Here is a 26,126-nt window from a genome sequence, read left to right on the forward strand (position 1 = left end):
TTAAGAATTTGATCTTTTTTCAGCGCCAAAAACATGGTATCCTTTCTAACGAAAATCATCGTTGGAAAGGATTATTTTTTGATGGCAAAAAAGATGAAGGCATGGATAAAAACGATTCGTCAACTCTTCTCCTATGAAGAACTGACTCGTCTGGCACGGAAAGTCGGATTCATTCAGCGGCAGCGTTCATTAACAGCGGAAGCCTTTCTGACGCTATGTGCTTGGGGAGACGGATCGCTCGCCTGTCAGTCGCTTCAGCGGTTGTGTGCCGATTTGGCGCTCTGGCATGATTGCTCTCTCTCGAATGAAGGACTGAATCAGCGGTTTACGCCTCGTGCCGTGGCGTTTTTAAAAGAGGTCTTTTTTACTCTCCTGATGCATCAACGTCCGGCACTCTCTTCCATCACCGAAACGTATCGCGCTTGTTTCACCCGTCTGCGGATCTTAGACTCTACCAGTTTTTTACTTCCGACCGACTATGGTGAGGACTATCAAGGTTCGGTTTCATCTGGCGCCAAAATCCAATTTGAGTATGAGCTGTTATCGGGAACCTGTCTTCAGCTGTGCGTCCAACAGGCCAATGATTCCGATGCCCGTTTTGCTTATCATACCCAGCACACGATTTTACCGAATGACCTTTGCATTCGGGATCTGGGGTTTTTTTCACTCGCCACGCTGGCGGAGATTGATGCTCGAGGTGCTTATTATATTACCCGGTTGCGTTCCGATATCAAAGTCTATATCAAGCAGGACGGGGAGTGGCACGAATGGGATTGGGAATCGATAGGAAATCGATTGGGCGAGGGGGAAGCCGTGGAAGTGGAACACGTGTATATCGGACACCAACGCCTGTATGTTCCGCGTCTGATTTTTCGCCGTCTCACGGCGGAAGAATGGGAAAAACGGCTGGCGTACGTGCGGAAAAAGGAAAAAAAGAAAGGGAAGGCGCTGTCACGCCAAACCCTTGAACAAAAGAAATATCACATCTTACTGACCAATTTACCACAAGAATCGTTTGATGCGCAACAAGTTTATGAGCTGTATTCGCTGCGCTGGCAAGTGGAGCTGTTATTTAAGGGCTGGAAATCCTTATTTGATCTTGACCGTGTCAAAAAGATGAAGAAGGAACGATTCGAATGCCACTTATATGGGACATTGATTGCCATTTTAGTCACGCAGACTCTTCTGTTCCAAGCCCGAAGGTATTGGCATCAACGGGAGGGAATCGAGATCAGTGAATGGAAAGCGCTTAATATCCTCCAATCGTATTGGCATCGGTTTCTTTTGCATCCCCAAGCGATGGAAACCGCCCTTCCATCTCTCCTGTCTCTGTTAAGGAAACACGCGAGGAAAGACCGAAGGAAAGGAGAGGAAACGGTATCGGATCTTTTAAAGAAATTGGGGATATGGTAGTGTGGGTCATGGATATAAATGCCAAATAACCCTCTTCTTGAGGGTTATTTGGCATGCCCAGCATTTGGTTTTCTCTTCATCCTTTGATTGATTTTTCGAACATGCGTATCATCCTAAAAAATTTTATACCGCTAACTTGACGGGTATGGGGTTAATCACCCCCTCCTACTCGATTGGATAAAAGAGGATGAGATCTTTTTACCAGCCTCGGCTGTATTGAACCGGTGTTTCGATTGCAGCATTTAATTCTTTTGCGGCTTTGCGTGGCCAATAAGGCTCGCGAAGCAATTCGCGTGCGAGGAAAACGAGATCGGCGCGATCATTTTGCAAGATTTCTTCGGCTTGAATGCTGGAAGTAATCAAGCCTACTGTTCCAACCGGTATTCCGGCTCCGTGTTTAATTTTTTCCGCAAATGGCACTTGATAGCCCGGATAAGCATGGATTTTGGCCGGAACGACTGCTCCAGAGCTGACATCGATTAAGTCCACGCCTTGTTCTTTTAATTGTTTAGCAATTTCCACGTAGTCGTCAGGGGTTAATCCTTTTTCGTGGTAGTCGTTAGCCGATACCCTTACAAACAAAGGACCATCCCAGACTTCTTTCACCGCTTTGATCGTTTCTATTAGAAAACGCAAGCGGTTTTCCGCTGAACCACCATATTCGTCCGTCCGCTTGTTGGACAGCGGGGAAAGAAATTGGTTGATTAAGTATCCGTGCGCCGCATGGATTTCAATTACGTCAAAACCGGCTTCTTTGGCCCGTCTTGCTCCTTCTTGAAAGGCGCGAATCGTTTTTTGTATATCTTCTTTTGTCATTTCTTTCGGCGTTTTGGATGTTTCGTTAAAGGCAATCGCTGACGGCCCATAAATATCGCCTTCCAAATCGGCTTTTCTGCCCGCGTGCCCTAATTGAATGCCGATTTTGGCTCCATGTTTTTGGACCATGGAAACAAGTTTGGCAAAGCCTTCAATATGGTCGTCGCTCCATATGCCCAAATCTTTAGGAGAAATTCTTCCTTCCGGCAACACGGCAGTCGATTCTACTATGATTAATCCGACTTGGCCGACTGCCCGAGTTGTGTAATGGACATAATGCCAGTCTTCCAAAAAACCTTGTTGATTTTCAGCCGAATACATGCACATCGGTGACATGACAATCCGGTTTTTGAAGGTTACATTTTTCACCGTATACGGTTCAAAAAGTTTTACCGCCATTTTATCTCCTCCTTTTTGACGCACTTTTCATTATAACAATTTTTTTCATTGATTATAAATAATCTGATTTTCCCGATCGACATAATCCAATAAGCCTAAAAGAAAAGGGCGTAATCCTTTTTTGACGGATCAGCCCTTTAAGAGAAAACATCCTCAGTATTGCAAGAATGAAAGGCAGCAGTGACTTTACCGGTTGGATATTTGTTTTAGAAAAGGAAGTCCCAGTTTTTTGGATTGAGCAGTCGCGGCTTTGATGCAATCGATCACAGCTTCTCTCATTTGTCTTTCTTCTAAGACGCGCAGGCCGGCTTCAGTGGTGCCGCCGGGACTGGTCACTGCTTTGCGCAAATCTTCTGCTTTTTGTCCGGTTGTCGAAAGCATTTTCGCTGCTCCTAATAAAGTTTGGATGATCAACGGTTTGGCGGTATCTTCATCCAAGCCGATTTCAGCGGCTGCTTTTTCCATCGCTTCTACCAGATAATAAATATAAGCAGGGCCGCTTCCTGATAAACCGGTTACGGCATCAATCTGATCTTCTTCTACGATGGCCGTTAAGCCAATGGCTGAGAAAAGATTCAAGGTGTATTTTTGCTGCTGCTCCGTTACATGGCGGTTCAATACGATTCCAGTTGCTGATTGCCCGATTGCGGCTGAAGTATTAGGCATTGCGCGGACGACGGCGCAAGGAATTTCCAACGTTTCCTCAATAAAAGAGATGGATACACCGGCAAGCACGGAAATAACAAGTACAGTGGAAGGAACGTGAGGCTTGATCGCTTCCAGCGCCTCTTTGGCGTCTTTTGGTTTCATAGCCAAGATGACGACATCGGCTTCCCGTAAAGCTTCGTCAAGGCGGTCCCGGCCACAAGAGGAAATGCCGTACTTTTCCTCTAATTCTTGCAAACGTTTTTGGTTGGATCGATTTGTCACAATTACTTCTTCTTTTGTCAGTGCCTTTTGGCTGAGTCCGCCGGCAATGATGGCTTCTGCCATAGAACCGGCGCCGATAAAGACGACTTTCATGTTGTTTTCCTCCTTTAGAACGTTTTTAGTCAAGAGCAGATGATGGGAATATTTTTTGCCTTTTTCTATTTCAAATAAAAAAACCTTTCATCCTTTAAAAGGACGAAAGGGAATCTTCCGTGGTACCACCTTTATTTGCAAATGGAATCATTTGCACGCTCGTTTCCGTTAACGCGGGATAAACGGTCAAGTATCTTGACAGCTCATAAGGTAGGTTCAATAGAAAAGAGGATGATGAAGCTTCGCAGCCCAGGAGCTTCACTCTCTTACATCATTTTCTATTTACTGGCCTTATTCATTGCTTTTTGCTTCACACGATTATTACAAAATTATGCAAAAAAAAGACCTCATTGTCAAGGGTTATTTTCGGAAAAAACTGACGATTAGAAGCGCTTTTGAATGAAGAAAACAGCACTTTTGCCACGGTTCCCAGCCAATGATTATGTATGAAAAGTTGTTTCCAACGCCCTTAGACATTCTAAACATTTTGTGTTTTATTGAGCGGAAAAATGGTATGATGATGGGTAGCAATCCTGCCATATTTCCTTATGGAGGTGAAGTATTTTATGAATCCGCGGATTCACGGAAAAAACGTGGTGATAACCGGCGCTTCAAGCGGGATCGGCGAACAGATGGCGATCAAAGCGGCAGAAAGCGGGGCTAATCTTGTGCTGCTTGCTCGTCGGGTAGAAAAGCTGGAGGAACTGAAGTCTTTTCTTGAATCCCGCTATTCCAATAAAGTGTGGATCCATTCTTTGGACGTCTCTGAACGGGAAAATGTTGAAGCGGTTTTTTCGGCTATTTTTGCAGAGGCCGGAAAGATAGATGTTTTAGTCAATAATGCTGGTTTCGGGATTTTTGAAGAAGCCCATCTTGCCAAATGGGGAGACATCGAAAGGATGTTTGCCGTCAATGTGCTCGGATTAATTTCCTGTACACAGATGGTGATTGAGCATATGCAAAAAAATCGTTCCGGCCACATTGTCAATATCGCCTCTCAGGCCGGGAAAATCGCAACGCCCAAATCGAGCATTTACGCGGCGACAAAACATGCCGTTCTAGGGTTTTCCAACAGTTTGCGAATGGAGCTTTCTACATACGGCGTCTTTGTGACAACGGTTAACCCCGGGCCGATTGCGACCAACTTTTTTGAAATTGCTGATCGTTCCGGCACTTATGTGCAAAATATCCAACGCTTTATGTTGAAGCCGGAAAAAGTGGCCGAAAAAGTGGTGGCTGCCATGCTCACGAATACCCGCGAAATTAATCTTCCAAGATGGATGAACGCCGGAAGCGTTTTTTATACGCTGTTTCCTCGGCTTGTAGAAAAGGTTGGCAAAAACGCATTTTTTAAAAAATAGTTTCTTCAAAGGCTGCTCTAGAAAGGGCTGCCTTTTTCTTTTTGAAAATATTAGAAGCGGATTGCGGTTGAAAGCCTCTTGAATTAGGGGAGGATCGCTTTTACTTGGTTATATATTCGTAAACCACATCTTCCGTGATTTCATGCAGTTCTCCTTTCTCGGATTTCTGCCTGATCATCACTTCTTTTGCAAGATCTTTCAGTTCCTTATCGGTCAATTCCGGACTTTTATATTGCTGCAGTTTTTTTTGAATCATAAGGATAATCATCTTTTCCATCTATCTATCACCTGCCTTAATCCCCGTATCCGGCGGAGATCAATCCCTTTGATTATTATAAACCGATTTTGGCAATTATTAAGTGGTTTTCCATTGAAAATAAATTGATGCAGAACGTATATTCCCCTAGAATAAAGAATATATTAGAACAAACGTTCGCTAACAAAGGGGTGGCAAAAGCGAGTGAATGATTTGGCGCTTCCAAAGGAAAATATTCTTTGTATCGATATTAAAAGCTTCTATGCCAGCTGTGCGGCTGTCATGCACGGCTTGAATCCGCTGGAGTGCTACTTGGCGGTCATTAGCGATAAAGAAAGGAAGGGAAGCCTCGTTCTGGCCGCTTCTCCAAAACTGAAAAAAGAATTTGGCATCCGCACCGGTTCCAGGTTGTTTGAAATTCCGGATGATCCGAGGATTGTGCTGGTTGAGCCGAATATGGAAACGTATTTACGCATTTCAACGGAAATTACGAAAGTCTTTAATCGATACGTTCCGAAAGAATCGATTCAAACGTATAGCGTGGACGAAAGTTTTGTAAAAGTGGATGGAGCTTTTCATTTGTGGGGAGACAGCGAGACGATCGCCAGAAAAATAAAGGATGATCTTGAAAGGGAGTTTCAATTGCCTGCTGCGATTGGAATCGGCTCCAATATGCTTTTGTCAAAGCTGGCTTTGGATTTGGAAGCGAAAAAAACGGGAATTGCCAGATGGACATATGAGGATGTTCCCGAAAAATTGTGGCCGGTTTCTCCTTTGAGCAGTATGTGGGGAATCGGAAAACGACTGGAGAAAACGCTCAATCGCATGGGCATCTTTACGGTCGGACAGCTGGCGAACTACCCATTAGATGTACTGAAAGCCAAATTTGGCATCATGGGAGTTCAGCTTTACTACCATGCTTGGGGAATTGATTTGTCCCATATTGGCGCTCTTGTTTCTGAAAATCAGAAAAGTTTCGGAAACAGTCAAATTTTGCTGAAAGATTATACAAGAGAAGAAGACATTCAACACGTATTGTTGGAGATGTGTGAAGAAGTAGCCAGAAGAGCAAGGGAACATAAAAAAGTCGGAAAAACGATCAGTCTTAGCATTGGGTTTAGCCATAAAGAAAACGGAGGAGGCTTTGCCCGTTCCCGGACGAGGGAAGAGCCGACGAATTCCACAATGGAACTGTACGAAACGTGCTTGGCATTATTCCGCGAACATTACAACGGCCAGACCGTAAGGCAAATTTCTGTTTCACTCTCTCATTTGTCCGATGACGGCGAATTACAATTAAGTTTATTTGAACCAAATCGTTGGCGACAAAAACAGCTGGGCTATGTCGTCGACCGCTTGCGTCGGAAATACGGATCCCATATTTTGCTTAGGGCCGTTTCTTATACCGAAGCAGGAACATCAAGAAGGCGCGCTCGATTAATGGGCGGACACAAAATATAGAAAGAAGGGGTTGTCATGATCAAGGACAGAGGAAATATAAAATGGACATCCATGATGCTTCCTGAACATGTGGGAATGCTGCGCCAATGGGTAAAAGAAGATCAAGCGGAACCGCAGAAAGAACTGGATGAGCAGCAGCTTGAATTTTTAAACGAGGCGCTGCTTGAAGCGATGGAATTTCATCATACTGTTACGATCACCTATTACTTCCACCGCCGCTATCAACAAATAACCGGTATAATCCATTCCTGCAACGAACAGGAACAAACCCTTCATTTGGCAGATCACACCGGAAAAGTTCACTCTATCCCACTCAATACGATTATTGATATATACTGATAAGAGAAGTCCTCCATCCAAATGCTCTTTCAGCAGAAAACGGTTATGGATTTTCGTGAAAGATCATTTTGCAAATGAGTTGAAAGCGGAGGTTGAATGGATCCGAAACGGGAGCACGCCTCCACTTGAAAGAAAGGGGAAAAAACGATGAACATCACCATAACGGAAAAAGCTGCAGAAGCTTTAAAACAAAAAATGAAAACACCATCCAGTTACATCAAATTGCATTATGACACAGAAGGATGCGGCTGCTCTGTCGACGGTGTGCCCGTTTTATGGCTGGTCGATTCCAAGAATCAAGAAGATGAAGTAGTCGAAACCAATAAATATCCTATTTTAGTGGAAAAATCCAAAAAACTCTTTTTTGATGATTGCTTAACGCTTGATTGGAATCCAAACGGCACATTTCAATTAAAAAGTGCGAACGAGATTTTAAATGGTTGGATGACGTTAGTGGATAAGACAGGTCGAGATTAACGGGAAAAGAGGGCCTTGCAGTCAAGATGAAAGAGTTAAAGCGGGAGGCCGACAGTATCGTGCAAAAACTCCCGAACCACATTTTCATATTCTTCCGGATTTTCGAGATAGGAACGGGCGTGGGCTCCTTTTTTAGCCAAATACAATTTTTTAGGCCCTTTTTTCCGTTCATATAATTCTTTTGACATATCCGGAAGAATATAATCGTCTTCTTCGCTATGGATAAATAAAACCGGATGGTGAATAGCACTGACCGCGGCAAGGGGAGAAATCGATTTTAAAGAAAAACCATCCCGCCATAATACCGACCATTCCGCAAGTTGAACAAGCGGCTTAGGGGCAAATCCTAATTCTTGTTTCATTTGGCGGGCGATTTGTTTGCGAAAATCAGAGAAAGGGCAGTCAGCGATATAAAAATCGGCGCGGTCTTCAATCTCGCCTGCGTATAAAAGCGCGGTCGCGGCGCCCATCGATTCGCCGTGGATCCCGAAAAAGACGCCGTCGCCTTCCCGTTTGATCAGCTCGTCTACTACGGCTTTTAAATCATGCTTTTCATAAAATCCATAGCTAGTCGTTTTGCCGCCCGATTCTCCATGGCGGCGGTGGTCGTAAATCACGCCGTTGAAACCCAGTTTTAAAAATAAATTCAAATATTTGATTGAACTGATTTTATTTTCTGTCACACCGTGGCAAAAGATCATAAATTTTTTATGAGGATACGGGCGGATCAAGACTGCTTTTAACGAATAACCAAATGGCGACGAAATCCAAAACTCTTCTTTTGGCAGCCGGTTAAATTCCTCAGGGTGAAACTGTTTTGCATCCATTTCCCGTTTTAAAATGAACGGATCATCCTTTTTCTTTATGTATAAAAGGCGATTGGAAAAATAATATCCAACACCTGCAGCCGCAGCCAAACAAGCAGTTAATCCCGATTTCCATTTCTTCATTTTTCATCCCTCCCTAAGGTTGAACTAAGTATAGCAGATTCCCTGCACTGCCGGAAGTGATGCTGTCGGGGAAAGAAAATCGATATAGCAAAGTGAAAATCTTTTGTTTGAAAGCCGAATTCGGTATGATGAAAGAAAGAACAGAAGAAAGGAAGTTCGTCATGAGAAAGGCAAAGGAAAAGAAAGTCGATCAAGAATCCCAGCTAACATTAAAAGACGCTCTCAATGAAGAAATATTAAAGCAGCTAAAGATGACGCAAAAAGAACTTGAAAAGCAGGAAGAAATGAAGAAAAAAGCAGAAGCAGAAAAAAAGCGCGAAGAAAGAAAAAGAAGAGAAAAAAATAAAAGTTTTGAAGAATTGCTGAATGAAAGCCGATTAGATTGGAAGAATTTTAAATAAAATTCCTGCCTGCACACGGCTGGCAGGCCGATCATTCCTCAACGGAAAGGAAGCGGGAATCTGCGAGATTGGCCGTTGCTTCCTTTCTTGCTGAAAAGTACATAACATGAATCAAATCAGGATATTGAAAGGGATTAAAGAGAGGCCGCGCAAAAATCTTCCACGCCTCCCCTTGAGGTTTAGCGGTGCTGTTCGTACAGGTCAGTTTTGGTCATCTTCTTTAAGAAAGAGTATTCTTCTTCAGAAAGCGGCGGACGATTAACAGCCCGAACATTTTCTTTCAGTTGTTCAACAGAGCTGGCTCCGACAACGACAGCAGCCACTGCGGGATGGGATAAGTTGAATTGAAGAGCAACCTCCGTTAGAGTCCGAGTGTTTTGAAAATAGTCTTCGATTGACGATAGGAGGTTTTTCAATTCCGGATAGGAATAATTTAAGTATCCGGAGTCATCTGCTTTTTCGCGCCAGCGTGTGCTCAGCAGTCCTTTGGCAACAGGGCCGCGCGTGACGACGCTGATTTGATGTTCGTGCAGAAGCGGAAGAGCTTCTTCTTCCGGTCTCCGGTCTAAAAGATTGTATTGCATCATGACGCTGACAATGTCAGAGTGTTTGGCGTATGCGCGAATCACATTCGGACGGATGGAGGAAAGGCCGTAATACCGGATGATTCCTTCTGCTTTCAGCTCCTCAAAAGCTTCAATGGTCTCTTCTATCGGATCGTCGATCGTTCCTCCGTGCAATTGATAAAGGTCGATATAATCGGTGCCTAAACGGCGAAGGCTGTCTTTCACTGCTTCTTTGATATAAGATTTGCTAGGGTCCCAATGCCAGCCGTCTTTTTTATCATTCCAGCGGTTTCCCACTTTTGTTGCGATGATCACTTGATCTCGCACACTTTTTAACGTTTGTCCGACTATTTTTTCGTTTTCGCCGTAATCATATAAATCGGCCGTGTCAAAATAATTGACTCCTTCATCAAGAGCTGCTTCTATAATCGTTCTTGCTTGTTTTGCATCGGTGCCTAAAGACATGCATCCCAGCCCTAATTTGCTGACCATAAGAGCGGAACGGCCCAGCTGTCTTTTTTCCATGGTATATAACACCACCTTTTTCTTTTATAATATCGAATCGAGAAAAGAGAAGACAATGTTCTTTTTAGAGTCGCTTTTTCAGCAATTCTGTTACCCATATATGATGTTTGGCGTATTGTTTTAGCATAAAGCAAATTTCCCGCGCTTTTCCTGTCAGTATGAGTCTTTCTTCTCCTATGTACACTCTCATTTTCTATCCTCCCGGTACCGCTTATTTCCGCAAAATGTGGAACAGCAGCAGCCAAATCCTCCACACCGTTTTTGTTTATTTAGAGAAATGTGTTTGTTTCCATAGTGATGTCATTTTGGAAAGTTTCCGATTTTTAGCCGATATCAAGAAAACACCACAGATCGGTAATCGCTTTATGGTACACTTTATGATGGGAAAAGCAGAATAGAACAAAGGGGTCCATGAAAAGAGGAGTGGTGAAAATGTCGCGTTTGGAAGAAAAAACATTGTCAACGGAACCCATTTTTGAAGGAAAGATTATTAAAGTTCAAGTAGACGAAGTGGAACTGCCGGATGGAAAACGATCGAAGCGGGAAATTGTCAAGCATCCCGGAGCCGTAGCCATCCTTCCTATTACAAAAGATGGAAAGATTGTGATGGTGGAACAATACCGAAAGCCGTTGGAACGGACGCTCGTGGAAATTCCGGCGGGAAAACTGGAACCGGGGGAAGACCCGGAACAAACTGCTCACCGAGAATTGGAAGAAGAGACCGGCTATGTATGCGAAAAATTAACCCATATTATTTCATTCTACACGTCACCGGGATTTGCAAATGAAATCGTTCATCTGTATTTGGCAGAAGGATTAAGCAAAAAAGAGAATGCCAAAGCCGCTGATGAAGATGAATTTGTGGAATTGATGGAAATGACTTTGGAGGAAGCAGAACAATATATAAAAGAAAACAAAATAGCAGATGCGAAAACGGTTTATGCGATACAGTATTTGAAATTAAAAAAAGGCAATCGTCTCTGAACCTATCGCGAATCTTCCATAAGAAATAATAAAAAAGCAAACACCATCGAGAAGCTGGCCGAAAGTTAGGTGAGCTTCTTTTTAAACTTTTTCTTAAAGATATGGACGTTGTCGGACGTTTTTTAGCTTCTGATGACTCAGGACGCTTTTTGGGTATAAAACAGAATGGGACAGCATACAGTGTAGTAACTAAATTTAGGAGGAAAACATATGCAGAAAAAGACCACGTCCCATTCTATCGTTCAACATGTACAAGCCAATTCCTCAATTTATTTGTTTATCATGACGCTTTTTCTGATGGGGATCGTATTTGGCGCGGTGATTGTCAACAGCCTTTCGTACGTCCAAAAAGAAGATTTGTTTTATTATTTGCAGCGGTTTTTTGGACAAGTTTCCAAAGGAAATATCGCTGCGAGCGAAGACCTTTTTCAGCAAAGTTTTTGGCATAATTTAAAATATTTAGGGCTTATATGGGTGCTTGGCATTTCCATTATCGGCTTGCCGTTGATTTTTATATTCTTGTTTATGAAAGGAATTGTCGTCGGCTTTTCCGTCGGTTTCTTAGTGAATCAGATGGGCTGGAAGGGATTCTTAGTTAGTATTGCGGCGGTGCTTCCTCAAAATTTGTTTATCATACCCGCTTTTATTTTAATAGCGGCATCAGCTGTCGCGTTTTCTTTGCAATTGATCAAAAAAATCTTCGTCCATCAGTCAGGGCATTTTCCTATTTTGCCGATGTTTTCGCGATATGTGATCTATTTTATCATTGCGGTTGGGATCGTGACCATCGCGGCAAGCATCGAAGCTTACTTATCGCCTAGCTTAATGAAAATGGTATTAAAATAATGATTCTTAAAAAAGAATATCTTTTGCTATCAAATGAAAATGATTTTATTTTGCTTATTCCTCCCTTTTTGTTATAATAAGAAGGACATCGGCTAGGGAGGGAAAACATAAATGGAAAGCCGAATTGAACGAATCAAAAAACAATTACATTCCGCAAGTTATAAACTAACACCTCAGCGGGAAGCGACGGTTCGGGTGCTATTGGAAAATGAAGCCGACCATTTAAGCGCTGAAGATGTTTACCTCCTAGTGAAAGAGAAATCACCAGAAATAGGGCTTGCGACTGTTTACCGAACGCTGGAACTTTTAACGGAATTAAAAGTGGTAGACAAAATCAATTTTGGCGATGGCGTCTCCCGATACGATCTTCGGCAAGAAGGGGCAGCCCATTTCCATCATCACCTTGTCTGTATTGAATGTGGAGCAGTGGATGAAATCCAAGAAGATTTACTGGAAGAAGTAGAAGCGATCGTTGAAAAACGCTGGAAATTTAAGATTAAAGACCATAGGCTTACTTTTCACGGCATTTGCCATCGTTGCCAAGAAAAAGCGGAAAAAGAAAATCGTGAAAAACAGCATGCCAACTAAAAACCTTCATTATTTGGAAGGTTTTTTTATTTTCTCCATAAAATTTCAAGAATGATGTATAAACCTCCATAAAATCGTCATAGCCTGTAATAAAAACGATTTGTTTTTTGGCGAGACAAGCTATGGTCCGGGAGGCATGTGAATGTTTCGAACGATTTGGCAGACAATTAAAGTGTTTCTACTTTTTACAGGATGCACGATTTTCTTTTACTATGGTATTATATGGATAAGTCAAGAGTATCAAACGAATCATCGATACGAAAAGCCAAAAGGTTCCGCGGTCAAAGTTTTTCAATCCGTGGAAGACAATCATGTTCATTGGCAAGATCGATTGCTACTTTTTTATCATGATGGGGAGTAATGGGCTGTGAATGACTATTTACAAGATTTTCTTCACTTTTTAATTGTGGAAAAAGGATTGGCCAAAAACACAATCGTTTCTTATGAACGGGATTTGAAAAGCTATTTGCATTACTTGCAAACGGTGGAGCAAATCACCGATGTGAATCAGATCACTAGAATTCATATCATTCAATTTCTTAACCACTTGAGAAAAGAAGGGAAATCCGCCAAAACATTGGCAAGGCATGTTGCTTCTCTTCGCTCCTTTCACCAATTTTTGTTAAGAGAAAAAATGGCGGATCAAGATCCTTCTGTTCATATAGAATCCCCTCATCTTGAACGTTCCCTGCCGAAAGTGCTGACATTGTCAGAAGTGGAGGCGCTTCTAGAGGCTCCGGATAGATCTAAGCCCTCGGGATTGAGAGACGCGGCCATGCTGGAGCTGCTTTATGCTACCGGGATACGCGTGAGCGAGCTGGTAAACTTGAATTTAGACGACCTTCATCTCACAATGGGATTTTTGCGCTGCATCGGAAAGGGAAATAAAGAAAGAATTATTCCGGTCGGAAAAACGGCTCTTCATGTACTGGATCAATATTTGCAATACGGCCGTCCAAATATGCAATCAAAAAAATATCGGACAGATGCCTTATTTTTGAATCATCATGGAAACAGGCTGACAAGGCAAGGGTTTTGGAAAATATTAAAAGGTCTGGCCAAAAAAGCGAATATTGAAAAAGAATTAACCCCCCATACGCTAAGGCACTCTTTTGCCACTCATTTGCTGGAAAACGGAGCCGATTTAAGAGCTGTACAGGAAATGCTGGGGCATGCGGATATTTCCACTACTCAAATCTATACCCATGTCACCAAAACGCGTTTGCGGGAAGTGTATTCCAAATTCCATCCGAGAGCGTAAATAACCGGTCAACCTCCATTACAAGTTGTTTTTGAAAACGGGCATAGGTTAAAATGTAAGTAGACTTGGTGGCAATGAAGAGAAACCGAGGAAGCCGGTCTTTATGAAAATGAGGAAGAAACTGCTGGATAAAGAAATGAAATCGTTTTAAAAAGGGGGCTCTTGATCCGAAATCGATTGATTAAAGCGGGTGGAAACCTGATCGACCGGTTTGCGATCAAGTCATGACATCGATGGATAAGGAGGTTGTACAGGTGGAAAAAGGTACATATAAACGTGTTCATTTAATCGTGATGGATTCTGTAGGAATAGGGGAAGCTCCCGATGCTGAAAAATTTAACGATAAAGGCGCAGATACGCTTGGACACATCGCAGAGCGTATGAATGGCTTGAACATGCCGAATATGGCGAAGTTGGGCTTAAGTAATATAAGACCGTTAAAAGGAATTCCAATAGCAGAAAAACCGCTGGCTTATTATACAAAGATGCAAGAAGCATCAAAAGGAAAAGATACGATGACAGGGCATTGGGAAATCATGGGGCTCCGAGTTGACAAGCCTTTTAAGGTATTTCCGAATGGATTTCCCGAGGAATTAATTCGCCAATTGGAAGAAAAAACAGGTCGGAAAGTGATTGGAAACAAACCGGCTAGCGGTACGGCCATTATAGAAGAACTGGGAAAAGAACATATGGAAACCGGGGCTTTGATTGTTTATACGTCTGCAGATCCGGTTTTACAAATTGCCGCCCATGAAGAGATTGTACCGTTGGATGAGTTATATAAAATTTGCGAAATTGCCCGAGAGTTGACGTTAGATGAAAAATATAAAGTGGGACGGGTGATTGCACGCCCATTCATCGGTGAACCGGGCCATTTTACTAGAACGTCCAATCGCCATGACTATGCGTTAAAGCCATTTGGCCGTACTGTTATGAATGAATTGAAAGACAGCGGCTTCGATGTCATCGCGATTGGGAAAATTTCTGATATTTATAATGGCGAAGGGGTGACCGAAGCCATTCGGACCAAATCCAATATGGATGGAATGGATAAATTCATTTCGGTCTTTGATCAAGATTTTACCGGTTTGAGTTTTATCAACTTGGTAGACTTTGATGCTTTATACGGTCATCGCAGGGATCCGATCGGATACGGGAAAGCACTTGAAGAATTTGATGCCAGATTGCCTGAAGTATTCGACAAAATGACGGATGAAGACTTGTTGATTATCACGGCGGACCACGGCAATGATCCAATTCACCACGGAACGGATCATACACGCGAATTTGTGCCATTGCTCGTTTACTCCAAACGTTTTCATGGAGGAAACGAGCTGCCGATCAGAAAAACGTTCGCAGACGTCGGGGCAACTGTGGCGGATAATTTCCAAGTCCGTATGCCGGAGCATGGGGAAAGCTTTTTACCCTATTTAAAATGAATGAACAGGATCAAATGGTTCTGCCCTCATGAAAGGGTATTGTACGGCAATTTCATCAGGAAAAGCATGAAAAAGCGATGGATGGAACGAAGTATAAAATAACATTGAAATCGTTCAAAAGCGGTGAGAACAGATGAGAATGGTAGATATTATTGAAAAAAAGAGAAACGGAAATGAGCTTTCTACAGAAGAAATTCAATTTTTTATTAACGGCTACACAAAAGGAGAAATTCCGGATTATCAAGTAAGCTCGTTGTTAATGGCCATATTTTTTCAGGGAATGACAGAAAGAGAGCGTGCAGATTTGACGATGGCGATGGTGCGTTCCGGTGATCAAATCGATTTATCGGCGATTCACGGAATCAAGGTCGATAAACACTCTACTGGAGGAGTGGGCGATACGACGACGCTTGTACTTGGACCGCTTGTGGCTTCGGTTGGCGTACCGGTTGCTAAAATGAGCGGGCGCGGTTTGGGCCACACCGGCGGCACCATTGATAAACTAGAGTCTGTACCAGGTTTTCACGTAGAAATTGACAATCAAGAATTTATAGAACTCGTAAACCGAAATAAATTGGCTGTTATTGGGCAAAGCGGGAACTTAACGCCTGCAGATAAAAAATTATATGCTCTCCGAGATGTAACGGCTACGGTAGACAGTATCCCGCTGATAGCCAGTTCCATTATGAGCAAAAAAATCGCCGCAGGTGCCGATGCCATTGTACTGGATGTCAAAACCGGGGCGGGTGCCTTTATGAAAACAAGGGAAGAGGCGCGTCAGCTTGCGGAAGCGATGGTTCGCATCGGCAATCAAGTTGGACGTAAGACGATGGCCATCATTTCGGATATGAGTCAGCCCCTTGGCTATGCGATCGGCAACGCATTGGAAGTAAAAGAGGCGATGGATACATTAAAAGGGGAAGGACCGAAAGATTTAACCGAACTTTGTTTAACTTTAGGCAGTTACATGGTCTTGCTGGCAGAACAAGCAAATACGCTGGAAGAAGCGCGTGAGAAACTGCTTACGTCCATTCAAAATGGATCAGCATTGCAAACGTTCAGAACTTTCTTGGCTGCCCAAGGAGGCGATGCTTCTGTAGTGGATCAACCGAATAAACTGCCGCAGGCAAAGTACCAAATCGACTTGCCTGCTAAGGAAGACGGTTATATAGCAGAGATGGAAGCGGACAGCATTGGAACGGCAGCAATGTGGCTGGGGGCAGGAAGAGCCACAAAAGAATCGACAATCGATCTGGCAGTGGGTCTTGTACTGAAGAAAAAAATCGGCGACGAAGTCAAAAAAGGCGAATCGATCGTCACCATATACAGCAATCGCGAAGATGTTGAAGATGTAAAAGAAAAGTTATATGAAAGCATCAAGATTTCCAAAGAAAAAGTGACGGCACCGACGTTAATATACGAAGTCATTTCAAAATAAAAACGGCTAGCATCGCTTTTATGAGGCTGGCTTCTCCCAATTCCTCAATAGACAGATCTGTCTGGGATGCGGAGAGGTCGGTCTTTTCTTTTTATTTATTTCAGGAAAACTTTGCATAAATTTTATGAAACTGGAAAAGATGGGTTTAGATAGCTTACAAAACAAATGGAGGGTAGAAAAATGAAACGATTCTTGATCGTCTTCGCGGCTTTGTTCCTATGGATATCATCTATGTCATCACTTGCTTTTGCAGAAGAAAAGCAAAAGGATGGATCAAAATCGGAACTTGCTGATGAAGCGAAATCCGCTGTTTTAATTGAAAGAGATACAGGAGCGGTTCTTTATGACAAAAACAGCCATGAACGGCTTCCTCCGGCATCTATGACCAAAATTATGACGATGATTCTCATTATGGAAGCTATACAAGAAGGGCGCCTTCATTGGAATGATAAAGTAAGAGCAAGCGAAAAAGCGGCTTCCATGGGGGGGTCACAAGTCTTCTTGGAGCCTGGTGAAGAGATGACGGTGAAAGAAATGCTAAAGGCCATCGCGGTGGGATCTGCAAATGATGCCTCTATTGCAATGGCAGAGCATATTGCGGGGAGCGAAGAAGAATTTGTGAAAATGATGAACAAAAAAGCCAAGGAGTTGGGATTGAAAGATACCAAGTTTCAAAATCCGACTGGGCTTCCGGCAAAAGGCCATTACAGTTCTGCTTACGATATGGCTTTGATGGCAAAAGAGCTGTTAAAGTACCCACAAATTACAAAATATACGGGGCTTTATGAATCCTATCTCCGTGAAAACACCGATAAAAAATTTTGGCTCGTCAATACGAATAAGCTAGTCAAACATTATCCGGGAGTAGATGGTTTGAAAACCGGTTTTACGAACGATGCGAAATATTGTTTAACTGCTACAGCGAAAAAAAATAATATGCGCGTCATCGCAGTCGTATTTGGAGCACCTACTCCAAAGTCAAGAAATACACAAATTTCCAAAATGCTGGATTATGCTTTTGCGCGCTATGAAACTTCCCCGATTTACGGACAGGGAGAAACGTTGGGGCAAGTCAAAATTTCCAAAGGTAAAAAATCCAAAATTGATGCCAAAACGGCTGAAAGCGTCTCGGTTCTTATTAAAAAAGGCGAGGCGTTGAATAAGCTGCAGAGGGATATACACCTGAAAAAAGATATAAAGGCACCTGTTCATAAAGGCGACAAAATTGGTGAACTCGTTTTGAAAAAAGATGGAAAAATTTTGTCTAAAACGCCGTTGATCAGCGAAGAGAATGTAGCAAAAGCCGGCTGGTGGCAATATTACAAGAAAGCGTTTAACTTATTTACAAAGGCGGAGGAATAAAACTCTGATTTAGAAGATGGAGGTTTTTGTATAAAATCCACTGGTTCTGGCGAATAGATACTATTTTTGTCATGGAGAAGGATTCCATGATTCATAAGTCGAATTGACTCACTAGCAAAGGATTAAAGGAGGAAAACGCTGTGAGTCTTGCGATTGATATGGAAGTGAAAACGGATGTGCTCTGCATTCGATTAAGTGGCGAATTGGACCATCACACGGCTGAATCATTGAGAAAACAGGCGTCAGAAACCATCGAAGCATACGATATTCGTCATATCGTTTTGAATTTGGAGCATTTGTCCTTTATGGACAGCTCCGGACTCGGTGTCATACTAGGCAGATATAAGCAAATTCAGCAAAAACATGGTGAGATGGTCGTTTGCGCCATATCTCCATCTGTCAAGCGGCTGTTTGAAATGTCGGGACTGTTCAAAATCATTCGATTGGAACAATCAGAGACAGGCGCTTTGGTAAGATTGGGGGTAGCGTAGAATGCGAAATGAAATGAGTTTGCGATTTAGTGCTATTAGCGAAAATGAATCATTTGCTCGAGTGACGGTGGCTGCTTTTATTGCACAGCTGGATCCGACGATGGATGAATTGACGGAAATCAAAACGGTCGTGTCAGAAGCTGTGACGAATGCCATCATTCATGGATATGAAAACAATCCTGCAGGAATCATCTATATTTCTGTCGCCATTGAAGATGGCGTCGTCGACATGGTCATACGGGACGAAGGGATTGGGATAGCCAATATCGAAGAAGCTCGCCAACCTTTGTTTACAACAAAGCCTGAATTGGAACGCTCAGGCATGGGCTTTACGATTATGGAAAATTTTATGGATGAAGTCGAAGTGATCTCACAACCTGGAAAAGGCACCACGATTCGATTGACCAAACACATCGCCAACAGTAAAGCATTGTGTAACTAAGGAGTCGTGCCTATGGACGTGGAATTGAAAAAGGATAAAGGTAAACCATCCATCTTAAAAGATCATGAAGTGAAAGATTTGATCCAAAAGAGCCAGCAAGGCAATCAAGAGGCAAGAGAGCTCCTTGTCCAAAAAAATATGCGGCTAGTCTGGTCTGTTGTACAGCGTTTTTTAAACAGGGGATATGAACCGGATGATTTGTTTCAAATTGGCTGTATCGGATTATTAAAATCTGTAGATAAATTTGATTTGACATACGATGTGAAGTTTTCGACTTATGCGGTCCCCATGATCATCGGGGAAATACAAAGGTTTATAAGAGATGACGGTACAGTAAAAGTGAGCCGTTCCTTGAAAGAAATGGGAAACAGAGTACGCAAAGCAAAGGATGAATTAACGAAACGTTTGGGGCGGGCTCCTACAATCAACGAATTGGCAGCGCATTTAGATCTTTCGCCGGAAGAAATCATTATGGCGCAAGAAGCTAGCAAAATGCCTACCTCTATTCATGAAACAGTGTATGAAAATGACGGTGATCCTATTACCTTGCTGGATCAAATCGCCGATCAAAATGATGAGCAATGGTTTGATAAAATGGCGCTAAAAGAGGCGATCCGTGAATTGGATGAACGGGAAAGGCTGATTGTCTATTTGCGCTATTATAAAGATCAGACGCAATCTGAAGTGGCTGAAAGGCTGGGAATATCTCAAGTGCAAGTGTCAAGGCTTGAGAAAAAGATTTTAATTCAAATGAGAACGCACATGAATCAATCATAACGATTCATGTGCTTTTTTTTGTTCAAAATGGTTGATTTCCTATCTTGCATCAAATTCCATGGGCTTTTGCCAATGGATGGATACCATATGTTTAGGATGACTGACAGTTATTGGATTGAAAAAAATAACCAAAACGGCCCATACTATGAACAGAAACAAACTGATCGCTCAGGAAGTGGTAAAACTATGGAAAAAACAATCTACATTCGGATGAGAAACAAGCTACAATGTCCCGAGTTGCAAAAACTATTATTAAAAGATCTTGCTCAAATTATTGCTCCAGAACCGTATTTGAACACTTTGCAAAACTTGCCCATTTATCAGATTAGAAAAGAGGATAAAAATTTTATTATTATCGATGTCATCAAGGTAATTGATCAAGTTTTGAAAGTATTTCCACAGGCAGATGTTCAGACCATCGGGCCGGCTCAGACGATTGTAGAAGTGATTTATAAGAAAAAGAAAGCTTCCCCGCTCTTGTTTATCAGCGTCTGGCTGCTGTTATTTATCGGAGCGGCTTTTACCATTATGAACTTTCATGAAGATGTGAGCATGGGAAAAGTTCATAGGGAGCTGTATCGAATTATCACGGGAAAAGAGGATCAAAATCCGCTGATTTTCCAAATTCCGTACTCGCTTGGTTTAGGTGTGGGAATGATTTTATTCTTCAATCATGTCTTTCAAAAACGGATTAACGAAGAACCGAGCCCTTTGGAAGTCGAAATGTTCAATTACCAGCAAGATTTAGACCAATACATGATTGTACATGAAAACAAAGAAAGCATGAAGGAACTGAAAGATGATTAAAGAGGCGATAGCAGCCTTTGTCGGGCTTGCTGGTGGCTTATCTGTCGGAGGAGGATTCGTCGCTTTTCTAAGTGTGCTGGGAATTGTGCCGCGTCTTACTCAGCTGACGAAAACCGTCAACAAGATTAGCTATTATGAATGGGCGATCGTGCTTGGAGCATTGTTCGGATGTTTGATCAGTTTATGGAAAGTGACATATTCTTTTTTTCCGGCGTTTTTGATTCCAATTGGGCTTATGTACGGGATTTTTATTGGAATGCTTGCGGCTGCGCTGACAGAAGTCACGAACGTGTTGCCGATTTTAGCGAAAAGAATAGGCGTTGATGATCAAATCGTATGGCTATTAATGGCGATCGTGATAGGAAAAGTGGCCGGATCGCTGTTTCATTGGATGTATTTTGCCCGGCTATAGCGATAAAAAATATGTTTGTTTTGTTGATACATTGGAAGGGAGCGTTTAACAATGGGAAAGCAAGATCTCAATACGAAAACCACCATTCCTAAAGACCTTTCTCATCTTGAAGAAATGATGAAAGAAAGGGTGGGATTGGGCACTAGCTTTGATCTCGGTGTTCGGAAACTAAAAATCATCAGAAAAAACGTTCATCTATATTATGTGAACGGTCTATGCGATACTTCCTTTATTACAGGTATTTTGATGTTTTTGACTCGTCTCAACGATACAGAAAGAAATACCATTCGAGTAAAAGAAATCGTGGAAAACCGAATTGTCAATCAATCGGTTCAGAAAGTGAAAACGATTGATGAAATGGTGGATCAAGTACTATCCGGGCTTGTAGCCATTTTAGTGGAAGGGGAAGAAGAGGCCTTTATTGTCGATGTTCGGCATTATCCAGGCAGACAGCCGGAAGAGCCGGACACCGAAAAAGTTGTGCGAGGCTCCCGTGATGGCTATGTGGAAAATATCATTATGAATACGGCATTAACAAGAAGGAGAATCCGTGATGAACGATTGCGGTTCGAGTTATTGAAAATAGGGGAGCGTTCCAAAACGGATGTAGCCATTGGATATATTAAAGATGTGGCTAATCCCGACTTAGTCAACGTGATCAGGCAAGAGCTTGAAAACATTAATATCGACGGCTTGCCCATGGCCGATAAAATAGTAGAAGAATTTTTGCTGAAGCAAGGCTATACCCCATATCCACTCGTTCGTTATACAGAAAGAGCCGATATCGCTTCCGCCCATTTATTGGAAGGGCATGTGATGATTATTGTGGATACATCGCCAAGCGTTATTTTAACTCCTGCAACGTTTTTCCATCATGTCCAGCATGCCGAGGAATACCGGGAGGCAGCAGCCGTAGGGACATTTGTACGATGGACGCGCTTTATCGGCATTTTTATTTCCATCTTTCTGTTGCCTCTTTGGTATTTATGTGTGAAAGATCCATCCTTGCTTCCGGATCAAATCGATTATATAGGCCCCCACAAAAAGTCGCATATTCCTGTAGTGGTTCAGCTCTTTTTAGCAGACATGGGAATCGAATTATTCAGAATAGCGGCCATTCATACACCGACGCCGTTATCAACGGCTATGGGGCTGATTGCAGCCGTGATGATCGGTGAAATTGCAGTGGAAGTTGGACTATTTGTTCCGGAAGTCATTTTATATGTATCCGTCGCAGCCATCGGGACCTTTACGACTCCCAGCTATGAATTAAGCATTGCCAATACGTTGGCAAGAATGTTTCTTCTCATTATGGTAGTCCTTTTTAAAGTTCCGGGATTTGTCATCGGTAGCACCGTTTTTCTCATCTATCTGGCCAGTATTCGTTCATTAAATACACCTTATTTATGGCCGTTTATCCCTTTTAATCCAAAAGCGTTGTTAAATGTGTTGGTAAGACGTCCGGTTCCGGGAGAAAAAATTCGTCCGAGCATTGTTCACCCGCAAGATCGATACAAACAGCCGACCAAATCATCATGATCGAAATCAGTTAAAACTTCCCTGCCATATTGATTTACTCTGTTTTGAATAGGCTGAAAACAAGTAATAAATAGGACAGAGGAACAAAGTGGTAATCTTGAAGTTGAGCTGATTTCAAATATATGTTATATTACATTTATCTTTTTTATGAAACGAGATCAATCGACAGTGTTCGGCTGTCGATTGTTTTCATCAATAGATTTATCAGAATCTTGCGGTGATTATATCAGAAATCGGATGACGGAATGAGGGATAAAAATGGTAGAACATGCTTCAGCTGCCATTAATGAGAAAGGGCATTTAGTATTTGGCGGCGCAGATGTGGTAGAATTGGCGAAAACATACGGTACACCGCTGTATGTATATGATGTTGCCATGATCCGAAACAGGGCGCGCGGATTTAAAAATACATTTGAACGGTTGGGGGTTAAGGCTCAGGTTGCGTACGCCAGCAAGGCATTTTCTTCCATAGCCATGCTTCAGTTGGCAGATCAGGAAGGACTATCGCTTGACGTTGTTTCTGCCGGTGAGCTGTACACGGCTATTAAGGCAGATTTTCCACGTGAAAAAATTCATTTTCATGGCAATAACAAAAGCGAAGAAGAGTTGGAAATGGCGCTTGATTACGAGATCGGGTGCATTGTCGTTGATAATTTTTATGAACTTGAACTCTTGCAGCAATTATGCAAAAAGAAAGACAAACAAGTAAATGTTTTGCTGCGCGTGACGCCTGGAGTGGAAGCTCATACTCATGACTATATTTTAACAGGGCAGGAAGATTCCAAATTTGGGTTTGATTTAAACAGCGGACAAAGCGAGGATGCGCTGAAAATGGCCCTTCGCTCACCTTATTTAAATGTTCTTGGTCTTCATTGCCACATCGGTTCTCAAATTTTCGAAACGACTGGGTTTAAGCTGGCGGCCAAAAAATTGTTGACCAAGATGGCGGAATGGAAAGAAAAGTATCAGTTTCAGCCTGAAGTTCTTAATTTAGGCGGTGGGTTCGGCATAAGATATACGAGCGAGGATGATCCGCTTGAACCGTCCCGCTATGTGGAAGAAATTATCCATGAAGTGAAACAGCAAACGGAGCTCCTTCATTTAACAATGCCGGAAATTTGGATTGAGCCGGGGCGTTCTCTTGTGGGAGATGCCGGAATGACATTGTATACAATCGGTTCAATGAAGGATATTCCTGAAGTGAGGAAATATATGGCCATTGATGGGGGAATGTCAGATAATATTCGGCCGGCTCTTTACGATGCCAAATATGAGGCTGTCATTGCCAATCGGATGAATGATCCTGTAGAAGAAACGGTATCCGTTGCGGGAAAATGCTGCGAGTCTGGCGACATGCTGATATGGGACTTGCCTGTTCCAAAACCGAACCATAAAGACATTTTAGCCGTTTTTTGTACGGGAGCATATGGTTATTCCATGGCCAATAATTATAATCGAATTCCACGGCCGGCTGTGATATTTGTCGAAAACGGCGAAGCGCGTCTTGTGATCAAAAGGGAAAGCTATGAGGATTTGGTGAAATTGGACTTACCGCTTACGGTCTCCGTTGAAAACGCGTAATGAAAGGATAGAAGAGGTGGAGAACGGGAAGAAGCATCTTACGCCTATTTTGGCTAGACGACGGATTCGTTCAGGCATATATTTCCATTTCGCAACCATAAGTTGATTCCTTCGATAAATTTTAGTAATATAGTTACAGCTATGTCATTGGATGAATGGAAAGAGTGTAGCGGAAATACACGAACTTAAGAGGGATTAAGAATGCTTATTCGTTATAAAAAGTCTTTTGAAAAAATTGCAATGGGCTTGTTATCGTTCATGCCTAATGAAAAGGACGTTAAAAAGCTACAGCAAACCATGAAAACATACGAAACTGATGATCAATGGCAGCTGTATTTATGGAAAAAAGAAGATAAAGAAGATATTGTCGGAGTCGTTGGAATTCAACTAAAAGAAGGAAATATTGCTGAAATTCAACATATTTGTGTCAATCCTTCCTATCGTCAAGAAGGAATCGGAAAAGCGATGCTGAAAGCTCTCAAAGAACTTCACAGTGATAAGCAGCTGAAACCAAACGAGTATACAGCTGCGTTCTTCGATAATTGCGAGTTAAATGAAGATGATGCTTAATCAAATGTGGTAAAAGAGTGTTCCAAAGATTGGGCACTCTTTTTTTACGCCTGCCGCCCGAAATCGTTATGGCGGATTTTTAAGAAGTTTGAAAAGATTAAAAAAGATCTTGAACGAAGTTCAGCATTTTTTCCATGCGGCGGCACCGGAATTATGCCGCTTTTCCAGTGACTTCAGACGGTTCTCAATGATACTGGAACGATCGCGCAGCGAATGTCGGTTGACAATGTACTTTCTATTGCGGATGTCACTCCAGTTGGAAATAGAAAATTGTCGGGCTAATTGCATATACTGATTTTTCACGTTGGGATTGTTCAATGGGAGAGCAAACGGCCGAAACTCTTTCTGATTCAGAATGTCTTGATAACGGGATAAAAGTAAATGTGAAAGACGGTCCGGATCGATTCCGAGCTGAAAGAGTTCTTTTCGATTTTTTTTCAGCTGTGTTTGGACCTTCGACAGCAATTTACCGGCCCCCTTGAAATTTCCACGGCGATGGTGATAGCAGGAAACGGCAATTTGAATCAGCAAGACCCAAACGGAGTCGCGTTTTTGTTGTGTTTCATTTTTCCAATATTCTTCTAATATTTCATGACATTCAAAGTAATCATGATCCAGATGAAAATGGGCTAAATACAATAAGTAAGAAACGGGATAGGTCAATTCGGGTACACCTCAGATTGATTTTTCGCAATTCAAATATAGCTTAACATGAATGATGGAAAAAGTATAATGAAAATAAAACTTGGAGAACAAGCAGGGGATCCACTATACTATTAATGTTGGTATGGAGCATGTACCAATCTCATGATCTTAAAGAAGAAATATCTTCTGCTTTTTAGAATTGGTGATAATATGCAGATTAATGTAAAAGTTGAAGGGTTTGAAGGGCCTTTAGATTTGCTTCTTCATTTAATCCAGCATCTGGAAATCGATATTTATGACATTCCAATGGCGGAAATTACAGAGCAATATATGCTGTATATTCATACGATGAAAGAGCTCGAGCTCGATGTAGCCAGCGAATATTTAGTCATGGCGGCAACGCTGTTAGCGATAAAGAGTAAAATGCTGCTTCCAAAGCAAGAAGAAGAAATCGTCGAAGACATTGAGGATTGGGAACCGGAAGATCCTCGAGAAGAACTAGTGACAAAGTTGATAGAATATAAACAATTTAAAGAGGCAGCCAAGCTGTTAAAAGAAAAGGAAGCAGAAAGAGGACAAATCTTCACGAAACCTCCGGCAGACTTATCGTCCTATGCCAAAGAGGAGGCTCCGCTGAAAGATTTACAGGTCACCGTATATGATATGATCGCCGCTTATCACAAAATGCTGCGGAGGAAAAAACTGAAACGGCCACTTTCGGCCAAAATTGCCAGAGAAGAAATTCCGATTGAAGAAAAAATGGATGAAATTTTAAAGACGCTGCGCTCAACCGGAAAACGGCAAAAATTTTCCGAATTATTCTCTGATACCGGCAAAGAAGTGATCGTCGTGACGTTTTTGGCTATCTTGGAGTTGATGAAAAGAAACCAAATAGTGGCGGAACAGGATGAAAATTTTTCGGAAATTTTCTTGGCAGTGAAAGGAGGAGCATAACGA

At 42.3% G+C, this 26,126-nt stretch carries 30 protein-coding genes and 1 other annotated feature; of the genes, 23 read left to right on the plus strand and 7 right to left on the minus strand.

What is annotated here, in order from left to right; translation table 11 throughout:
- Positions 1-81 precede the first annotated feature (81 nt).
- Entirely contained in the window at positions 82-1,413 is a 1,332-nt protein-coding gene (locus N1I86_RS14390; RefSeq protein WP_003354357.1) for an IS4 family transposase, read from the plus strand.
- A gap of 198 nt (positions 1,414-1,611) precedes the next feature.
- Here N1I86_RS14390 and namA read toward each other — a convergent pair whose 3' ends face one another.
- Both namA and proC read right to left on the minus strand, forming a co-directional pair.
- Positions 1,612-2,628 (minus strand): NADPH dehydrogenase NamA, encoded by a 1,017-nt coding sequence (namA, locus tag N1I86_RS14395; protein ID WP_341096881.1) that lies wholly within the window; start codon positions 2,626-2,628, stop codon positions 1,612-1,614.
- Between the two features lie 186 nt (positions 2,629-2,814).
- Positions 2,815-3,684: a pyrroline-5-carboxylate reductase gene (gene proC / locus N1I86_RS14400; RefSeq protein WP_341096883.1), complete on the minus strand. Its 870-nt coding sequence runs from the start codon at positions 3,682-3,684 to the stop codon at positions 2,815-2,817.
- 62 nt (positions 3,685-3,746) lie between these two features.
- Positions 3,747-3,959 (minus strand) — a binding site (T-box leader).
- 258 nt (positions 3,960-4,217) lie between these two features.
- On the opposite strand from proC, the gene N1I86_RS14405 reads away from it, so the two are divergent.
- The gene (locus N1I86_RS14405; protein ID WP_003355242.1) at positions 4,218-5,012 is read left to right on the plus strand and encodes an SDR family NAD(P)-dependent oxidoreductase; all 795 of its coding nucleotides are present in this window, start codon (positions 4,218-4,220) and stop codon (positions 5,010-5,012) included.
- A 100-nt stretch (positions 5,013-5,112) separates the two neighbouring features.
- On the opposite strand, the gene N1I86_RS14410 is transcribed toward N1I86_RS14405, so the two are convergent.
- Positions 5,113-5,289, minus strand: a complete 177-nt coding sequence (locus N1I86_RS14410; RefSeq protein WP_003355241.1) for a YqzH family protein — start codon at positions 5,287-5,289, stop codon at positions 5,113-5,115.
- A 183-nt stretch (positions 5,290-5,472) separates the two neighbouring features.
- On the opposite strand from N1I86_RS14410, the gene N1I86_RS14415 reads away from it, so the two are divergent.
- The 3 genes from N1I86_RS14415 (at position 5,473) to N1I86_RS14425 (ending at position 7,545) form a co-directional block, all read left to right on the plus strand.
- On the plus strand, positions 5,473-6,729 hold the full coding sequence (locus N1I86_RS14415) for a Y-family DNA polymerase (RefSeq protein ID WP_327802861.1): 1,257 nt from the start codon (positions 5,473-5,475) through the stop codon (positions 6,727-6,729).
- Positions 6,730-6,744: 15 nt separating this feature from the next.
- A complete protein-coding gene (locus N1I86_RS14420; RefSeq protein ID WP_341096884.1) occupies positions 6,745-7,068 on the plus strand; it encodes a YolD-like family protein in 324 nt (107 codons plus the stop codon).
- Positions 7,069-7,215: 147 nt separating this feature from the next.
- On the plus strand, positions 7,216-7,545 hold the full coding sequence (locus N1I86_RS14425) for an iron-sulfur cluster biosynthesis family protein (RefSeq protein ID WP_003355237.1): 330 nt from the start codon (positions 7,216-7,218) through the stop codon (positions 7,543-7,545).
- Between the two features lie 35 nt (positions 7,546-7,580).
- Here the strand turns inward: N1I86_RS14425 and N1I86_RS14430 are convergent, their stop codons facing one another.
- Positions 7,581-8,495: an alpha/beta hydrolase gene (locus N1I86_RS14430; RefSeq protein ID WP_270583132.1), complete on the minus strand. Its 915-nt coding sequence runs from the start codon at positions 8,493-8,495 to the stop codon at positions 7,581-7,583.
- A 161-nt stretch (positions 8,496-8,656) separates the two neighbouring features.
- Between N1I86_RS14430 and N1I86_RS14435 the strand changes: the two genes are divergently transcribed.
- Positions 8,657-8,896: a YqkE family protein gene (locus tag N1I86_RS14435; protein ID WP_003355235.1), complete on the plus strand. Its 240-nt coding sequence runs from the start codon at positions 8,657-8,659 to the stop codon at positions 8,894-8,896.
- A gap of 179 nt (positions 8,897-9,075) precedes the next feature.
- On the opposite strand, the gene N1I86_RS14440 is transcribed toward N1I86_RS14435, so the two are convergent.
- Together N1I86_RS14440 and mciZ are read right to left on the minus strand one after the other, a co-directional pair.
- On the minus strand, positions 9,076-9,987 hold the full coding sequence (locus tag N1I86_RS14440; RefSeq protein ID WP_341096888.1) for an aldo/keto reductase: 912 nt from the start codon (positions 9,985-9,987) through the stop codon (positions 9,076-9,078).
- 64 nt (positions 9,988-10,051) lie between these two features.
- Positions 10,052-10,177: a Z-ring formation inhibitor MciZ gene (gene mciZ, locus N1I86_RS14445; RefSeq protein WP_003355233.1), complete on the minus strand. Its 126-nt coding sequence runs from the start codon at positions 10,175-10,177 to the stop codon at positions 10,052-10,054.
- A gap of 242 nt (positions 10,178-10,419) precedes the next feature.
- On the opposite strand from mciZ, the gene N1I86_RS14450 reads away from it, so the two are divergent.
- From N1I86_RS14450 to N1I86_RS14525, 16 genes are all read left to right on the plus strand, one after another.
- Complete coding sequence (locus tag N1I86_RS14450; protein WP_003355232.1) at positions 10,420-10,971, plus strand: NUDIX hydrolase; 552 nt, start codon at positions 10,420-10,422, stop codon at positions 10,969-10,971.
- A gap of 210 nt (positions 10,972-11,181) precedes the next feature.
- Positions 11,182-11,817, plus strand: a complete 636-nt coding sequence (gene spoIIM, locus N1I86_RS14455) for a stage II sporulation protein M (RefSeq protein ID WP_003355231.1) — start codon at positions 11,182-11,184, stop codon at positions 11,815-11,817.
- Positions 11,818-11,928: 111 nt separating this feature from the next.
- Positions 11,929-12,405 carry a ferric iron uptake transcriptional regulator gene (fur, locus tag N1I86_RS14460; protein ID WP_003355230.1) on the plus strand — a complete coding sequence of 159 codons (477 nt, stop codon included), beginning with the start codon at positions 11,929-11,931 and terminating at the stop codon, positions 12,403-12,405.
- A 142-nt stretch (positions 12,406-12,547) separates the two neighbouring features.
- Positions 12,548-12,766, plus strand: a complete 219-nt coding sequence (locus N1I86_RS14465; RefSeq protein WP_003355229.1) for a YqzK family protein — start codon at positions 12,548-12,550, stop codon at positions 12,764-12,766.
- 6 nt (positions 12,767-12,772) lie between these two features.
- Entirely contained in the window at positions 12,773-13,666 is an 894-nt protein-coding gene (gene xerD, locus N1I86_RS14470; protein ID WP_003355227.1) for a site-specific tyrosine recombinase XerD, read from the plus strand.
- Between the two features lie 233 nt (positions 13,667-13,899).
- Positions 13,900-15,105 carry a phosphopentomutase gene (gene deoB / locus N1I86_RS14475; protein ID WP_050807392.1) on the plus strand — a complete coding sequence of 402 codons (1,206 nt, stop codon included), beginning with the start codon at positions 13,900-13,902 and terminating at the stop codon, positions 15,103-15,105.
- A gap of 133 nt (positions 15,106-15,238) precedes the next feature.
- Positions 15,239-16,543, plus strand: coding sequence for a pyrimidine-nucleoside phosphorylase (locus N1I86_RS14480; protein ID WP_003355225.1), 1,305 nt, complete (start codon positions 15,239-15,241; stop codon positions 16,541-16,543).
- 180 nt (positions 16,544-16,723) lie between these two features.
- Complete coding sequence (locus N1I86_RS14485) at positions 16,724-17,905, plus strand: D-alanyl-D-alanine carboxypeptidase family protein (RefSeq protein WP_003355224.1); 1,182 nt, start codon at positions 16,724-16,726, stop codon at positions 17,903-17,905.
- Between the two features lie 140 nt (positions 17,906-18,045).
- The gene (gene spoIIAA / locus N1I86_RS14490) at positions 18,046-18,396 is read left to right on the plus strand and encodes an anti-sigma F factor antagonist (RefSeq protein WP_003355223.1); all 351 of its coding nucleotides are present in this window, start codon (positions 18,046-18,048) and stop codon (positions 18,394-18,396) included.
- Position 18,397: 1 nt separating this feature from the next.
- Positions 18,398-18,838 carry an anti-sigma F factor gene (gene spoIIAB / locus N1I86_RS14495; protein ID WP_341096891.1) on the plus strand — a complete coding sequence of 147 codons (441 nt, stop codon included), beginning with the start codon at positions 18,398-18,400 and terminating at the stop codon, positions 18,836-18,838.
- 12 nt (positions 18,839-18,850) lie between these two features.
- Positions 18,851-19,615, plus strand: a complete 765-nt coding sequence (gene sigF / locus N1I86_RS14500; protein WP_003355220.1) for an RNA polymerase sporulation sigma factor SigF — start codon at positions 18,851-18,853, stop codon at positions 19,613-19,615.
- 186 nt (positions 19,616-19,801) lie between these two features.
- A complete protein-coding gene (locus N1I86_RS14505; RefSeq protein WP_040341908.1) occupies positions 19,802-20,422 on the plus strand; it encodes a stage V sporulation protein AA in 621 nt (206 codons plus the stop codon).
- Entirely contained in the window at positions 20,415-20,834 is a 420-nt protein-coding gene (locus N1I86_RS14510) for a stage V sporulation protein AB (protein ID WP_003355218.1), read from the plus strand. The genes N1I86_RS14505 and N1I86_RS14510 overlap by 8 nt, the downstream gene beginning before the upstream one ends.
- 51 nt (positions 20,835-20,885) lie before the next feature.
- On the plus strand, positions 20,886-22,373 hold the full coding sequence (locus tag N1I86_RS14515) for a spore germination protein (protein WP_003355217.1): 1,488 nt from the start codon (positions 20,886-20,888) through the stop codon (positions 22,371-22,373).
- Between the two features lie 258 nt (positions 22,374-22,631).
- On the plus strand, positions 22,632-23,954 hold the full coding sequence (lysA, locus tag N1I86_RS14520; RefSeq protein ID WP_270583124.1) for a diaminopimelate decarboxylase: 1,323 nt from the start codon (positions 22,632-22,634) through the stop codon (positions 23,952-23,954).
- A gap of 201 nt (positions 23,955-24,155) precedes the next feature.
- On the plus strand, positions 24,156-24,524 hold the full coding sequence (locus tag N1I86_RS14525; protein ID WP_048623612.1) for a GNAT family N-acetyltransferase: 369 nt from the start codon (positions 24,156-24,158) through the stop codon (positions 24,522-24,524).
- 120 nt (positions 24,525-24,644) lie between these two features.
- Here the strand turns inward: N1I86_RS14525 and N1I86_RS14530 are convergent, their stop codons facing one another.
- On the minus strand, positions 24,645-25,187 hold the full coding sequence (locus N1I86_RS14530; protein ID WP_270583123.1) for a DUF309 domain-containing protein: 543 nt from the start codon (positions 25,185-25,187) through the stop codon (positions 24,645-24,647).
- 144 nt (positions 25,188-25,331) lie between these two features.
- On the opposite strand from N1I86_RS14530, the gene N1I86_RS14535 reads away from it, so the two are divergent.
- Complete coding sequence (locus N1I86_RS14535) at positions 25,332-26,123, plus strand: segregation/condensation protein A (protein ID WP_003355212.1); 792 nt, start codon at positions 25,332-25,334, stop codon at positions 26,121-26,123.
- Positions 26,124-26,126 lie beyond the last annotated feature (3 nt).

Source organism: Bacillus sp. FSL W8-0116, assembly GCF_038003825.1.
GTDB classification, from domain to species: Bacteria; Bacillota; Bacilli; order Bacillales; family DSM-4216; genus Bacillus_O; species Bacillus_O smithii.